General features: G+C 41.2%; 15 protein-coding genes. 5 read left to right on the forward strand and 10 right to left on the reverse strand.

Features of this window, described 5'->3' with window-relative positions:
* Positions 1-218: 218 nt before the first annotated feature.
* The 4 genes from U9670_RS01350 to ndk form a co-directional block, all read right to left on the reverse strand.
* Positions 219-971 carry a RodZ domain-containing protein gene (locus U9670_RS01350; RefSeq protein ID WP_323841806.1) on the reverse strand — a complete coding sequence of 251 codons (753 nt, stop codon included), beginning with the start codon at positions 969-971 and terminating at the stop codon, positions 219-221.
* 102 nt (positions 972-1,073) lie between these two features.
* Positions 1,074-1,808, reverse strand: coding sequence for a tetratricopeptide repeat protein (locus U9670_RS01355; protein WP_416381507.1), 735 nt, complete (start codon positions 1,806-1,808; stop codon positions 1,074-1,076).
* A 132-nt stretch (positions 1,809-1,940) separates the two neighbouring features.
* Positions 1,941-3,137 carry a dual-specificity RNA methyltransferase RlmN gene (gene rlmN / locus U9670_RS01360; RefSeq protein WP_323841804.1) on the reverse strand — a complete coding sequence of 399 codons (1,197 nt, stop codon included), beginning with the start codon at positions 3,135-3,137 and terminating at the stop codon, positions 1,941-1,943.
* Positions 3,138-3,334: 197 nt separating this feature from the next.
* Complete coding sequence (gene ndk, locus U9670_RS01365; protein ID WP_323841803.1) at positions 3,335-3,766, reverse strand: nucleoside-diphosphate kinase; 432 nt, start codon at positions 3,764-3,766, stop codon at positions 3,335-3,337.
* Between the two features lie 381 nt (positions 3,767-4,147).
* On the opposite strand from ndk, the gene ychF reads away from it, so the two are divergent.
* From ychF to U9670_RS01385, 4 genes are all read left to right on the forward strand, one after another.
* Positions 4,148-5,239: a redox-regulated ATPase YchF gene (gene ychF / locus U9670_RS01370; RefSeq protein ID WP_323841802.1), complete on the forward strand. Its 1,092-nt coding sequence runs from the start codon at positions 4,148-4,150 to the stop codon at positions 5,237-5,239.
* A 331-nt stretch (positions 5,240-5,570) separates the two neighbouring features.
* On the forward strand, positions 5,571-6,035 hold the full coding sequence (locus U9670_RS01375; protein ID WP_323841801.1) for a hypothetical protein: 465 nt from the start codon (positions 5,571-5,573) through the stop codon (positions 6,033-6,035).
* A 177-nt stretch (positions 6,036-6,212) separates the two neighbouring features.
* Positions 6,213-6,923: a TetR family transcriptional regulator gene (locus tag U9670_RS01380; RefSeq protein ID WP_323841800.1), complete on the forward strand. Its 711-nt coding sequence runs from the start codon at positions 6,213-6,215 to the stop codon at positions 6,921-6,923.
* Between the two features lie 96 nt (positions 6,924-7,019).
* Positions 7,020-7,856, forward strand: coding sequence for an exodeoxyribonuclease III (locus U9670_RS01385; RefSeq protein WP_323841799.1), 837 nt, complete (start codon positions 7,020-7,022; stop codon positions 7,854-7,856).
* Between the two features lie 84 nt (positions 7,857-7,940).
* Here the strand turns inward: U9670_RS01385 and U9670_RS01390 are convergent, their stop codons facing one another.
* The 6 genes from U9670_RS01390 to mtgA form a co-directional block, all read right to left on the reverse strand.
* Positions 7,941-8,474 carry a tetratricopeptide repeat protein gene (locus tag U9670_RS01390; RefSeq protein WP_323841798.1) on the reverse strand — a complete coding sequence of 178 codons (534 nt, stop codon included), beginning with the start codon at positions 8,472-8,474 and terminating at the stop codon, positions 7,941-7,943.
* Between the two features lie 131 nt (positions 8,475-8,605).
* Positions 8,606-9,139 (reverse strand): adenine phosphoribosyltransferase, encoded by a 534-nt coding sequence (apt, locus tag U9670_RS01395; RefSeq protein ID WP_323841797.1) that lies wholly within the window; start codon positions 9,137-9,139, stop codon positions 8,606-8,608.
* 109 nt (positions 9,140-9,248) lie between these two features.
* Complete coding sequence (gene thiI, locus U9670_RS01400) at positions 9,249-10,709, reverse strand: tRNA uracil 4-sulfurtransferase ThiI (RefSeq protein ID WP_323841796.1); 1,461 nt, start codon at positions 10,707-10,709, stop codon at positions 9,249-9,251.
* Positions 10,710-10,836: 127 nt separating this feature from the next.
* On the reverse strand, positions 10,837-11,301 hold the full coding sequence (locus U9670_RS01405; RefSeq protein ID WP_323841795.1) for a YchJ family protein: 465 nt from the start codon (positions 11,299-11,301) through the stop codon (positions 10,837-10,839).
* Positions 11,298-13,547, reverse strand: a complete 2,250-nt coding sequence (ppk1, locus tag U9670_RS01410) for a polyphosphate kinase 1 (RefSeq protein ID WP_416381503.1) — start codon at positions 13,545-13,547, stop codon at positions 11,298-11,300. The genes U9670_RS01405 and ppk1 overlap by 4 nt, the downstream gene beginning before the upstream one ends.
* A gap of 103 nt (positions 13,548-13,650) precedes the next feature.
* Positions 13,651-14,325 (reverse strand): monofunctional biosynthetic peptidoglycan transglycosylase, encoded by a 675-nt coding sequence (mtgA, locus tag U9670_RS01415; RefSeq protein ID WP_323841794.1) that lies wholly within the window; start codon positions 14,323-14,325, stop codon positions 13,651-13,653.
* 112 nt (positions 14,326-14,437) lie between these two features.
* Between mtgA and U9670_RS01420 the strand changes: the two genes are divergently transcribed.
* The gene (locus U9670_RS01420) at positions 14,438-14,821 is read left to right on the forward strand and encodes a glutaredoxin family protein (RefSeq protein WP_323841793.1); all 384 of its coding nucleotides are present in this window, start codon (positions 14,438-14,440) and stop codon (positions 14,819-14,821) included.
* Positions 14,822-14,972: the final 151 nt, after the last annotated feature.

Here is a 14,972-nt window from a genome sequence, read left to right on the forward strand (position 1 = left end):
AATCATGCTTTTTGCAATCAATCAGTAAAACAAATTTTGGTTAATTGTTTTTTTAACTGGCAGTGAAATTATTTTAGTCGTTATCACAACAGCTTTGGCAAGTTTAAAAAAACTAGGGTATTTTTAAAAATCTACCTTTTACATGATTAAATTTTTACATCGTTAAAGCATGACTTACCTTGGTTTGATGATAAATCAACAACTTACTAAAAAAATAATTATCGCAAAGTCAGCGATGCCCTACCATCTTTGATATACTCACCCAATTTTACCGCACTGCCATTAAAATTAAGATCCACCTGTGCAGGACGATCAATCTCAACGCTCATCGGTGTTGTGCCTTGAAGCATATAATTACCACGAGGTTGCTTGCCTTGCAACAAAACATTGCCCAATGCATCAGTAACAACAATATCCACATCACCTTTTGAGCGAACTTCCAAAGAAGCAATGCTGGCAGTCGTAATCGCCGCACCGACTGCTTGATCATTTTGTGTCATGACCAATGAATCTTGTTGCAGGTCCGAGTCATCATTTTTGATGGCATTACTCACAACTTTTAATAACACAAATGCCAAGACCAACAAAGCAACGACGCCAATAATCAACGCAGGATTGATACGCACTTTTGGGCGACCACGCTGCAAAGTACCCATTGGCGTTAATGGTGCTTTTATGTCGCTCGCCTTAGTTTGGCGTAGGGCATTAGGGTACGCTTTCTCAAAAGTCAAGGCAATATTTGTTGCATCCAACCCCAAATATTTAGCATAATTTGTAACAAATCCTTTGGCAAAAGCAAACTTTGGCATCGCAGCAAAGTCCTCATCTTCAAAGGCTTGCAAATACCGCTTCAAGATATTCAGTTCGCCAGACACCGCATCAAGCGTCAGACCTTTTGCGTTGCGTGCACTTTTTAGACGGCTACCAAAATTACTGGTTGGTTTTGGCTCGTTAGTTGCTTGATTGCCCACTCATACACTCCAATCATTGTCTTTGCATTATGGTTAAATTGGTTAAACCAGTTAAATTCATTAATAAATTTGTTATAAAAAAATCATTGATATAAGTCAATATCAAGTTGATTTTTTTAGCACATCAGTAATTGTCATTTTGTCACTGTTTGGGTATTTTTCCTGCAAAATCTGAGTCAGTTGTTTTGCCTTGGCATCATCGCCAGCCCTGCCCGCCAGATGAATGCCCATAACAAGTAGTTTATCACTCAAAGAACCCATCAATACATGCAAGCTTAGTCGCTCAAAAATCGCATTTGCTCGATTTACATCATTTTGGCTGATTAATTGACTTAGTATGATTTCATAGACCGCCAAGTTCACGCTACCACCATCTATGGCACGATAAAAAGCGTCGTTGGCACGCTTTACATTGCCCAATCGTCGCCAAGTAAAGCCAAGATTTTCAAGCGCCTGAACTCGCCCTTCATAGCCCAAATGATTGCCTGCTACTTCAAAATATCCAACAGCATCGCCAGCTCGCCCAACCTGAGATAAGTACACGCCATAGTTGTTATAAGCACGCATAAAATCACGATCTAGGTGAATCGCTTTACGAAAAAACTCGTCTGCTTGTGCCAAATTATTTGCACTGCCTTCGGTCTGCAATAGTACAGCCATCATATCATAACTGGGTGCAAAATGTGCATCAGCCGCCATCGCCATATCAAGCTGTCTTTTGGCCTCATCAAGATTGCCCAATAAAATATACTGTCCAGCCATCTGTGTGCGGATTTGGGCAAGTGCTGTTTTATCATATTGAAGGCTCGGCTGAGTCGTTTGGCAAGCAGTGAGCACAACACTCAATCCACAAACCCAGCCAATTTCCCTCAACCAACCAAGATGGTTAGCAAATTGCCATAAATATCGCATCATCATTCTAGCAAGTCTTTTGTTATTTTACCAATCATTTTATCACGACAAACACCATCATGAACTTTCTTGGCGTTTTTGGATACTTTCTTGCCATTTTTTGGCACGGCGAGTGCGGTCAGCCACTTGCCCTACAAGCTGTCCACACGCTGCATCAATGTCATCGCCTCGAGTTTGGCGAATGGTGCAAACATATCCTGCCTGATTTAAAATATTAGAGAAGGCATGAATGCGGTTATTGCTCGAACGCTCGTATGGAGCGTGCGGAAATGGATTAAAAGGAATTAGGTTGATTTTACTTGGCAGGCCTTTTAATAATGCAGCCAACTGATGAGCGTGTTCATCGCTGTCATTCACACCAGCAAGCATGACATATTCAATGGTTACATGCTTTTTATGGCGTGGATTTTCATCATGCACATAGGATTTGGCAGCTTTAATCAGCTCTGACAATGGGTATTTTTTATTAATCGGCACAAGTTCATCACGCAATTCATCATTCGGTGCGTGCAAACTGATTGCCAACGACACATCAATATCCTTAGCAAGTTCGTACATCTTTGGTACAATGCCAGAAGTTGAAAGCGTAACACGACGCTTAGAAAGCCCGAATGCATGGTCATCTAACATCAAAGACATACTGGACAACACAGGCTCATAATTAAGCAAAGGCTCACCCATGCCCATCATCACTACATTGGTAACATAATTTTCACGCTCAGTAGGGGTAACATCTTCCATATAAGATTGGTTTGCCACCCATAGCTGGCCAATGATTTCACTGGCGTTTAAATCTCGCTCAAAGCCTTGCTTTCCTGTGCTACAAAATGAGCAATCAAGTGCACAGCCTACCTGACTAGAAATACACAGCGTCTTGCGTCCAAACTGCTTACTGTCTTCAGCAGGGATTAGTACTGTCTCAACAAGAGAACCGCCCGCCACCTCAAAAACCCATTTACGAGTTCCATCTTCAGAAAATTGTTTGAATTTTACTTTTGGTGGCACGACACACGCCACTTCATGTAGGTTTTGTTGGAGTTTTTTTGAAATATTAGTCATTTCAAAAAAATCTGTTACGCCAAATTGATAAATCCACTTCATCACCTGTGTCGCACGAAAAGGCTTTTCACCAAGAGACACAAAAAACTCACCCAAGGCCGTCTTGGACATACCAAGCAGATTGACTTTTTGATCATCGTCTTTTTGGTCATCTTTGGGCGTGGCTGATGTTTGTACTAGGGGAATTTTTGTCATGGCGTTCTGCTATTTTGTACAATCTTGTCGGTATCACTATTGATAAAATGTCAATACAAATATAAACAGCGTATTATACTAAAAATTTTAGTTAAAGTCATGAATTTTGTTGTCTAACAAATCCCAATCAAATAAAAACAGCCCATCAAAGACGGACTGTTTTTGTGTATCACCAAAAGGTTAGCACGGCAAATTAATTAACGAGTGCGTGGGAAAATCTCATCTGCACCAAAGAAGTAAGCGATTTCACGCTCGGCAGAAGTGGTGCTGTCAGAGCCATGAGCAGCGTTTTCATCAATACTTACCGCAAAATCTGCACGAATGGTACCCTGAGCTGCCTCAGCTGGGTTGGTTGCACCCAAGATATCACGGTGAGCCAAAACAGCATTTTCACCTTCTAGGACAGATACCACAACAGGACCTGATGTCATGAATGCTACCAAATCATTAAAAAAGCCACGCTCTTTGTGCTCAGCATAAAAACCTTCAGCTTCTTCACGAGTAAGATGCTTGTATTTAACAGCAACTGGTTTTAAGCCAGCCTTTTCAAAGCGAGCAATGATATCGCCAATGTGATTTTTACCAACTGCGTCTGGCTTAATGATAGATAAAGTGCGTTCGATTGCCATGATGATTTCCTTAATGTTTAAAAAGGGAGTAAAAAAATATTTACAAAGAATACTTTATAAAGCATCTGTTATTATAACAAGCAAAAAGTAATTTTGCACTCTTTTTTATTGATGAGTTGATGAACAGCCGTTAAGATGACAGATGGGCAAGTTGGTATTTAAGTGTTTACAATCCATTAATTCATATCAACCTCTCATTGGACAAATCGGACAAAATTTTTTTATGAATTTATAAAGATAAATGGTTATGATATTTATAAGTTTAGATTGGTAAGAATTGGTAGGCAAACCCAAGTGGATAGATTTTAATAAAGCATTTTTGATTAAAATCTGCTAAAATACCTATCACATTAATAGCTAAAAAAATCAAGAGAGAGCACTATGGGCTTTAATTGCGGTATCGTAGGCTTGCCAAATGTCGGCAAATCCACACTGTTTAATGCACTCACCCAAGCGGGCATCGCCGCCGAAAACTTCCCCTTTTGCACCAAAGACCCCAACACAGGCATCGTGCCTGTGCCAGACCCACGCCTAAAACAGCTTGCCGATATCGTAAAGCCTGAGCGAGTACTGCCGACCAGCATGGAGTTTGTGGACATTGCAGGGCTTGTGGCAGGGGCATCTAAGGGCGAGGGCATGGGCAATCAGTTTTTGGCAAATATCCGTGAAACGGACGCCATTGCCCATGTGGTACGCTGTTTTGATGACGACAATGTCATTCATGTAGACGGACAAGTCAATCCTTTGTCCGACATTGAGACCATCAACACCGAGCTTGCTTTGGCGGACTTGGAGGCGGTAAGCCGTGCCATCACCAACCTATCCAAAAAAGCCAAAGGGGGCGACAAAGACGCCCAAAGTGCCTTGGCGGTGATGCAAAAAATTGAGCCACTTTTGGCAGACGGCAAGCCCGCTCGCCTAGCAGGTCTTGACGATGATGAGAAAAAACTGATTAAAAGCTACGGTTTGATTACCCTAAAACCTGTGATGTATATCGCCAATGTGTCAGAAGACGGCTTTGACAACAACTCTTATCTTGACCAAGTGCGTGAATTTGCCAAAAGTGATAACGCCATTGTCGTGCCACTATGCAATCAAATAGAGGCGGAGATTGCCCTACTGGCTGACGATGAAAAAGCAGAATTTTTGGCAGAAATGGGCATGAGCGAAGCAGGGCTTGACCGTGTCATCAGAGCAGGCTATGAGCTGTTAAAAATGCAAACTTATTTTACCGCAGGGGTCAAAGAAGTGCGTGCATGGACAGTGCCCGTGGGGGCGACCGCTCCAGAGGCGGCAGGGGTCATTCATACCGACTTTGAGCGGGGTTTTATTCGTGCCGAAGTGATTGGCTTTGATGATTTTATCGCCCATAATGGCGAAAAAGGGGCGGCGGCGGCAGGCAAATCACGGCTTGAGGGCAAAACCTATGTGGTGCAAGACGGCGATGTGATGCATTTTAGGTTTAATGTATAAAGGTTTAAATCATTGACCAAGATTGCAAAGTAAGCCGTTTGATTATTTAATGTGTTATTTAGCAAAAGGTTGGTATCATGGTATATCAACCTTTATTTTATCATTTAATTAAAATTAAATTACTCAATAATGAAATAAAAAATCAGCATTCCGCCAAGCCATCAAAATATGGCGGTGCCATAATAAATCACGACTGTTTGGCAATTTGGCAATGTCTTTATTTTTTAGATGTTTTTTATTGCAATCATTGCCACGCCATCATTGTTTTGTTATAATTTAGCTTGTAATAATATAGCATAAATATACTTTAATATACTTTGGAGTCATTTTCATGAAAAAAATTATCTTAGCATCACTCATCGCAACTCTTGGCCTGACCGCCTGCGATAAAAAACCAGCCGAGCCTGCACAGCCTACCACTGATACACAGTCTGCTGAAGTCAGCCCTGTCAATACTGATATGCAAGCAAGCGAGCATGACCATGATGACAAACACGACCATGCAGATCATGACCATGCAGATCATGACCATCATCACGATGCTGGCGACAAATTTCAATGTGGCGATAAAACCGTCCACATCGCTGTACACAATCACGAAGGTGAAATCGAAGCACACCTAACCGCAGATGACATCGTTTATGATTTAAATCAAGACCCTCAAGACAAACAACGCTTCATGACAGATGATGGTATTGAAGGCGAAGACAAGCCAATGACCCTAATCCTCAATGGCGACAAAGCACAAGTACTAAACAACAGTAGCAATGTCTTGCTTGACTGCACCAAATCATAAGCCAAGCCAAACCCAATAAAAAACCAGGCTTATTTTGCTTGGTTTTTTTTATTGCTGACATTCAGCAATTTCTTGTTAAAATGCAACATTTTATGAATTTCATTGAAAATATCATGAATTTTATTATAATATACACTCATTCACCAAGTTTTTAAAACAATTACAAAGAATATTGCCATGACCCAAGACAAACCTGCTACTCGTGAACAAAAAAAGCGTCAAACTCGCCAAGCATTTTTTAATGCTGTACTAGATCTGTGCATGACAGGGCAAGGATACAGCTCAATCAGCTTGCGTCAAGTAACACGCGAAGTGGGTGTGGTGCCAACTGCTTTTTATCGGCATTTTGATGATATGGAAAGTCTCGGCAAATCACTGGTGGAAGACGAGCTAGGCAGTGCGATGGCAATGCTGCGTGAACATATGCAACTTGGCAAAAAACGCAGTTTTGAACGCCAGATCGCCAAAAGTGTACAGCTATTTTTTAAAGCGGTAGATGCACAACCTCGTTACTGGCAATTCATCGCCAGCGAACGATTTGGTGGCTCAGAAGCGGTTCGTCATGCCATTAGCGAACAGATTAAATTTTTTGCCAAGGTGATGAGTGATGATTTGGCATTACAGCCTGCGTTTGAACATATCGGCAACGAAGACCGATATCTTTTGGCAGAAATTGGGGTAAATTTGAGTTTTTCTTGGATTATTGATTGGCTTGAACTCACCTACCTACCCAACCTTGCTGACGAAGATAATGAAGAAGACATGCCTCATACCAACTTGGACAGTCAAAAAAAAGCCATGTTGCATCGCTGTACACGCCAAATGCAAATGCTACTTTATGGAGCGTATAATTGGAAATCAAACGAAGAAACAGTCATCGGGGACTGATTTGTAAAAAATAAGTTGCTCAAACGGCTGATTTTTTTGCCCCACAAAAAGCCATTATGTTAAAATAAACAAAATTTTAACATAAAACAATCCATCATGCCCTATCTACACCGAACCAAATCCCATCACAATGTCAATAGCGATAAACTATTGCGTGTCGTCTCTATTAATGTCAATGGATTGCGTGCTGCTGAGAAAAAAGGTTTATTTGACTGGCTAGCACAATCTGAAGCTGATGTTGTGTGTATGCAAGAAACTCGCATCACACACGAACAATGGACAGACAAATTCAAGCCAGACGGCTGGTATGCTCATCTATTTCCCGCTGAGCGTGCAGGCTATGCAGGCACCGCCATTTATAGTCGCCTGCCCATCAGTTCAGTCAGTCGTGGTCTTGGTTTTGAATTGGCTGATTCACAAGGTCGATTCATCACAGCAGAGTTTGATTTGGGGCTGGACAAACCTGTATTCATCTCATCGCTGTATCTGCCATCTGGTTCGTCAGGTGATGATGCTCAAGCCCGCAAAGATTTATTTTTAGACAAATACAAAGCCATCTTACAAAGCTGGCGTAATGAAGATAAATCTGTCATCATCTGTGGCGACTACAATATTGTGCACAAACGCATCGACATCAAAAACTGGTCTGGCAACCAAAAAGCCTCAGGTTGTCTACCACACGAAAGAGCATGGCTAGACCATATCTACGATGAGCTCGGCTATGTCGATACTTTCCGTATCGTGCGTAAAGAATCAGATGTTTATTCGTGGTGGTCAAATCGTGGACAAGCTCGTGCTAAAAATGTGGGCTGGCGTATTGACTATCAAGCTTGTTCACCAGATTGGGCAGAGCGTACGGTGGGTGCGTGGGTGTATAAAGATACTTGGTTTTCTGACCATGCCCCTGTAGTGGTTGATTATATGATTGGCTAATCTAATCTCAAAGCCACGCCAATCATCAAACACACACAAGAAAAAAGAAAAAAGCAGTAATTACTGCCTTTTTCTTTTTTTAAATCAATAGCCCTGCTGATGAAGTCGTTTGTAATCATCACAGCCTTGTTGCTCACCCAAATCACAGGCCTTGCCATACCATTGTTTGGCAGTGCTTTTATTTTGCTCAACACCATCACCATAATCATAGCTCACACCAATCATACCAGTAGCTTTTGCATGACCTTGAGCATGAGCTTTTTTATACCACACCATCGCTTCGGTATAATTTTGACTGACACCATATCCACTGCCATACATCCAGCCCAGATTATACTGAGCATTTGCATCGCCTTGTTCAGCAGCTTTTTTATACCAACTTGCCGCTTGCTGATAGTCTTGTGGCACGCCATATCCCTTGCGATACATCACACCCAAATTGTTTTGGGCATTTGCATCGCCCTGCTCCGCCAGTTTTTTTAAGATAGGGAAAGCTTGAGTATAGTTTTGATTATTATAATAAAACATGGCTGTACTAAAATCATTCGCCAATACAGGCATTGCTGCACTTAGGGTGCACGCTAAAATAACAGCAGATAAAGCAGATGTTAATTTCATCAGTCTTTTCCTTTACAAAAAAAATGGTTTTGACCATTATAACCAAAACCATGCAAAAAAGCCAGTAATACCAAGCATTCACATCAACAAAAAAGCAGGGTAAATATCATTGCTTTTTTACTCTGTTGGTATCATTCTTGAAAATCCACCAAAGAAAATGGCTCAATACCAAGTTCTTGCAATCTAATATCGCCACCCAAGCCATCTAGCCAAATCACAAAGGCAGCGTGCTGCACCACACCACCCAATCGACGAATCAGCTTAACAGTCGCCTCCACCGTACCGCCTGTCGCCAATAAATCATCAATGATGAGAATATTATCACCAGCGCTGATGGCATCGGTGTGGATTTGTAGTGTGTCTTTGCCATATTCTAAGGTATAAGACTGGGCGATGGTCTGTCTGGGCAGTTTATTTGGCTTACGCACCAACACAAATGGCACGCCCAACGCCAAAGCAATCGGCGCGCCAAAGATAAAGCCACGAGACTCGGTACTGACAATCTTGGTGATTGATTTATCTTGATACTGTGCCACCATGGCATCAACCACCGCTTTGAATGCCTCAGGGTTTTCTAGCAATGAAGTAATATCACGAAAAATAACGCCTGCTTTTGGGTAATTGGGAATTGATTTGATGGATGATTTGATGAGTTTGTTATTCATGTTATCACTTTAATGGTTAATAGGCTGATGGTCAATACTGGTTGATCAACTTGATAAACATGAACAACCACCATTTGATCAGCAGATCAATAAGATTCTTAAAAATGGATCATTTAGACTGTATGGGTTTTAATACTTTGATGTTATCAAAACCTTTATCTTTTAGGTGCATTGCTTGCAAACCACTCATCACACCACGCTGACAATATAGCAGATAGGTTTTGCTCTGATCAAGATTGCCAAATCCAGCACCAAGACGATAAAATGGCATCTGTATCACCGCATGGGTATCACTGATATCTAAAGGCTTATCATCAATCTCATCAGGTGTACGAATGTCTATTACAATTTCACCTGACAAGACATCATGAACCACCTCAATCGCCTGTTCTTTATGCTGTTCATTGGCAATATCACGAATATCAATGCAAGTGGCACGATTGATGGCGTCATCAAGAATGGTGAAATCAAAATTTTCTTCGGTTTTAATGATCTGATGCTCAACAGTCTTAACCAATGGGCTTTTGGAAATCACACCACAAAATTCAGGTATGGATTTAGCAATATCGGCCGAACCAATGCGTTCTGCCATTGCCACAATGCTTTGTTTGTCATGCGTGATGAGCGGTCTTAGCACCAAAACATCACTGGCCTTATCAATCATATGTAAGTTGGTTAAAGTTTGGCTGGCCACCTGTCCAAGCGCCTCACCTGTTACAAGTGCTTGAATACGATGGTATTTAGCGATGGTACTTGCTGCACGCATCATCATGCGTTTAAGCACCACACCCATCTGCGAATCATCAATTTTGGTCAAAATCTCTGTTACCACAGGCTCAAAATCTACCGTAATAAAACGAACCTTGTGCGAGCTGCCATAGCGTTGCCAAAGCTGATACGCCATTTGCTTCGTACCAACCTCATGTATTTTCCCGCCCAAATTAAAAAACACATAATGCACACGACTGCCACGACGCATGAACATATAGCTTGCCACGCCAGAATCAAAACCCCCAGAAATCAAAGACAATACATCTTCTTGGGTGCTGATTGGAAAGCCACCCAAGCCTTCATGTCGCTCTTTGATGAACAGCAACTCATCATGGTCAATTTCTAGTTTGACCGTAACATCAGGGTTTTTGAGCTGAACTTTGGCACTTTGGATGTGCTGATTCAGACCACCACCGACATAACGCATCACTTCTAGTGAATCAAAATCGTGCTTACCACGGCGTTTGACACGCACACAAAAAGTCTTATCATGCAAGTCATTACCCACTCTATCAAGTGTTTGCAAAAAAATGTCATGCAAATCTGTAAAAGACGATTGTTCCACCACCAAAATATGATGAATGCCTGGTATGCAAGTCAGTTCACCAAGTAGCACATCACACAGATTGTCATCGCCAAATCGCACCTCCAAAAATCCCCAATGGCAAATAACTCGCACACGCTCATCATGACGCACCAAAATATTGTGAATATTACCTCTTAACACCTTAACAAATCGCTTACGAACCGATTCGCTTTTCATGATGATTTCTGGGAATAATTTGACGATAAACTTCATAACCAAGCCAAAAAGTAGAATATATAAAATAAAAAGGCATATTATACACCTTTTTATCGTTTTACTGATTTAAAAATCCAAACAATCAACTTTTGCCATGCCAAAACTGCCAAACATCACGCCAGCATCACACCAAAAACTTTTTGCAACAAACTTTAAACTTTTCACCACTACCACACAAACAAGGTTGTTTATTGGTTAGGTCGGTAGGGACTGTTGGATCAAGAAAATACCAGCGGTCATCAACCTCAACAAAGCTGGACAGTTCATCATGACAACATTCTTTATCGCCATCATAAAAATAAGCCTTAAAATGCACTTGGGCATGGCGTTTATCCACCTTAGGGGTATGACTGATGAGCATAAGATTTGTCCATCTCGTCTGGTCTGCCCAAGATTGCAAGGCAGACTTATCAAGCAGATTTTGCTGGGCTGGTACGGTCGTCTTAATGATGTAGTCAATATTTTTCAAATAAAATGCCGAAAAGCGAGACTGCATTAACCGCTGAGCGTCAGTAGCAACAACGCTAAAATCATGAAGTGGCTGACAACATTTTTGGTAATAGCTACCGCCACAAGGACAACGCATCATGAGCAGATTTTCTCCAATAGGATTTGTTGTGCATCGTGAATTTTTTTACCATCATGGTGCACCTGATTCCATTCACCACGCCCGTCCAGCTCCCATGCCTGAACATTATCTTGTAGATAATTCATGAGCCCATCTTGATAGATTTGTTTAAATAATTTTTTATCCAATATGGGAAAAGCCACTTCCACACGGTGTAATAAATTTCTATCCATCAAATCAGCACTGGAACAAAATAAGCGTTCTTGACCACCGTTATCTTTGTCATTACCAAAATAATACACGCGTGTATGCTCCAAGAATCTACCCACCACTGAACGCACACGAATATTTTCAGACAAGTCTTTTACCTGAGGACGCAGACAACAAATTGAACGAACAATCAAATCAATCTGAACACCTGCACGACTTGCCTCATACAGCTTGTTGATCATTTGGCGTTCGGTAATGGCATTACATTTCATGATAATGCGTCCTTTTTTGCCATTTTTGGCGTGTTCAATTTCATCATTAATCATTTGTACCAAACCATCATGCAAAGTAAATGGTGCATGTAAAATTTGATGCGAGGGCATTGGGCGACCCATGCCTGTTAATTGCATGAATACGCCATGCACATCTTCACAAATGTGCTGATCTGCGGTGAACAGGCCGTAGTCGGTGTAGGCTTTGGCATTGCCTGCATGATAGTTACCCGTGCCAAGGTGTGCATAACGACAAATCCGCTCTTCTTCACGGCGTACAATGAGCATCAGCTTACCATGTGTCTTATAACCAACAACACCATAAACTACCACCGCACCTGCTTCTTGGAGCATATTAGCAACTGCGATGTTGCTCGCCTCATCAAAGCGTGCTCGCAGTTCAATGACAGCGGTAACTTCCTTGCCATTACGAGCGGCTGCAGCAAGTGCCTGTACAATTTCAGAATTTGTACCAGAACGATAAATTGTCTGCTTGATGGCCAGCACATTAGGATCATTTGCCGCCTGCCAAAGCAGGTTGACCACAGGCATGAAAGAATGAAATGGGTGATGCACCAGCACATCTTGCTTTTTGATGACATGAAACATAGATGCGTCACTTTCTTTGGTAATACGCCCTGCCTCTACACCACGAAACGCCCTAGGAATGGCATGAGTAAATGGCATAAATTTTAATTCAGGTTTGGCAAAACTGGTCAACATTCGTGTCAAGTTCACAGGTCCATTAACACGGTATAGCTGGCTTTCATTGAGTTCAAACTCTTGTAATAAAAATTCATAAGTTTCTTTTGGGCAATTGGTTGTAACCTCTAAGCGTACTTTATGTCCAAAGCGACGATTGTCCAGCTCTCCTTCAAGTGCTTTTGCCAAATCTTCAACATCATCTGCCAAGGCCAAGTCAGCATTGCGAGTTAGGCGAAACTGATGACAGCCTATGACTTTCATGCCCAAAAAAAGCTCGCCTACATGCTCATGAATGACCGCCGATAGCATCACATGATGATCCTTGCCATCGGTCAGCTCATCAGGCAGGCGAATGACGCGTGGCAAAGAGCGTGGTGCAGGAACGATGGCACGGTTAATGTCTCGCCCAAAAGCATCTTTACCCTCAAGGCTGACAATGAAATTTAACGACTTATTAACAAGGCGTGGAAATGGGTGGGCAGGGTCAATACTGATTGGCGTTAAAACTGGTAGCACTTGTAAAAAGAAATATTCACGCATCCACGCCTTTTGTGCATCTGTCAGCTCGTGGCGTTTTAGATAACGAATGTCCGACTTGGCAAGTTCTGGTAAAATTTCTTCATTTAAAATACGATACTGTTCATCGACTGCACGGTGTGCCACTTGGCTAATTTCCGCCAAAAGCTCAGAAGGCTTACGCCCATCAAGACTGCTTGATTTATTACCATTTTTCATCTTTTGAAGCAGTCCTGCCACACGAATTTCAAAAAATTCGTCCATGTTTGATGAAAAAATTGTCAAAAAAAGCATTCTCTCAAGCAATGGGTGCCTTGGATTGACTGCCTGTGCCAATACTCGCAATTGAAAACGCAAAGTTGATAAATCACGGTTAATATAGCATTCAGGCTCAAACTTACCCGTCTGATTGATGATTTTTTGAATAAGATGCAAATCAGCAGGCGGTGGTACAGTACCTAGCACGCTCTGCATGGCTTGCTGTTCTATGCTTTGAATGACTTGCTCACTTGGTGTGTTATTGATAGTGTTAATGATGTTTTGACCATTGGTGCCTTGAGTCATATTTACCCTCCTAAAAAAACATCAACCGATTGTCTTAATATTTTTTTAAATGTCTTTTGATATTAAATTTATTGTCCTAATTTTGTGCAAATGCACCACAAAGTCATTTGGGTAAAACCGCACCATTCATACGACGCAAAATAATCCGCTGTTTGTTGCGTAGGCGTTTGGCATTTTTATTTTTTTGAAAATATTTGGGGTTTGGCAACATACCAATCAAAAGCGCTGATTGTTCACGACTTAAATTTTTGGCAGTCTTGCCATAATAATGTTGTGCCGCTGCCTCAATGCCATAAATACCATCACCAAATTCTGCAACATTCAAATACACTTCCAAGATGCGTTTTTTGTCCCAAACAGACTCCATCATCATCGTAATGATCGCCTCTTCACCCTTACGAATGTATGAGCGATGCGATGTTAAAAACAGATTTTTGGCAAGCTGCTGGGTGATGGTTGAACCACCCATAGACACAGCACCATCTGCCTCGTTGCGTTTGATGGCAAGCTCAATGCTTTGAAAATCAAAACCATGATGCTGGCTAAATTTGGCATCTTCACTGACGATGGCAGCCTGCTTGGCTGATTTGGCAATATTTTCATACCCCACCCAAGTTTGCGTTACCGAACCACCATTGATACGATGTGCCAACATAAAAGCTGACTCAGTAACTGGCATGGCCTTACCTGCAACCAACAACATTGCAACCATCATATTAAAACCCAAAAAAACCACCAAAATGGGCAGAAAAATCCAACAAAACAGTTTTTTTAACACAGAACAGCCCTAGTTTACGATATAATGACAAAGTTTTAGTAGCACAGTTTGCCATCATCAATTAAAAAAATACCTCACTAGGTATTGTACACCATTTTTGGCTTTTGTCCTTATGAATAATCAGCAATTTATCCATCATCTGACCACTTTAACCACCAGTCGTTTTGCTTTAAACCAGCTTTGTGATGATGATTTTAAAGCTTTTCATCATCGATTATTATCAGAGTTTGATATCCAAAGCACCTCAAACGACTGGCATTTGATAGGCACCAAGGGTTGTCATTTGTGCGATGAGGTCAATCACCTGCTATCACAAGTCAATGCCACCAAAGCTTTACCAAACATTTGCCAACTTGATTTGACAGACGCTAATGATGACTTTCTCATTGATACACTTGGTCTGACAATTCCTGTTTTGCTCACACCAAAAAAAATACTGTGCTACCCATTTGGTGTGATGGATATTTTCTCATTGGTTCATCATCGTGCGTTTTGAACAGCATTTAGTAATTTAATAATTAATATTAAATAATAATGATTGTTATCATCAATAAATCATATTTTCTGAACAAATAAAACATTGATATTTAACGATTTTTTAAAATATGATTAAAAATAAAATGGTAAATTACCACCCTTATTAACGC

Origin of the sequence: Moraxella tarda (genome assembly GCF_035181405.1) — a bacterium.
Taxonomy (GTDB): domain Bacteria; phylum Pseudomonadota; class Gammaproteobacteria; order Pseudomonadales; family Moraxellaceae; genus Moraxella.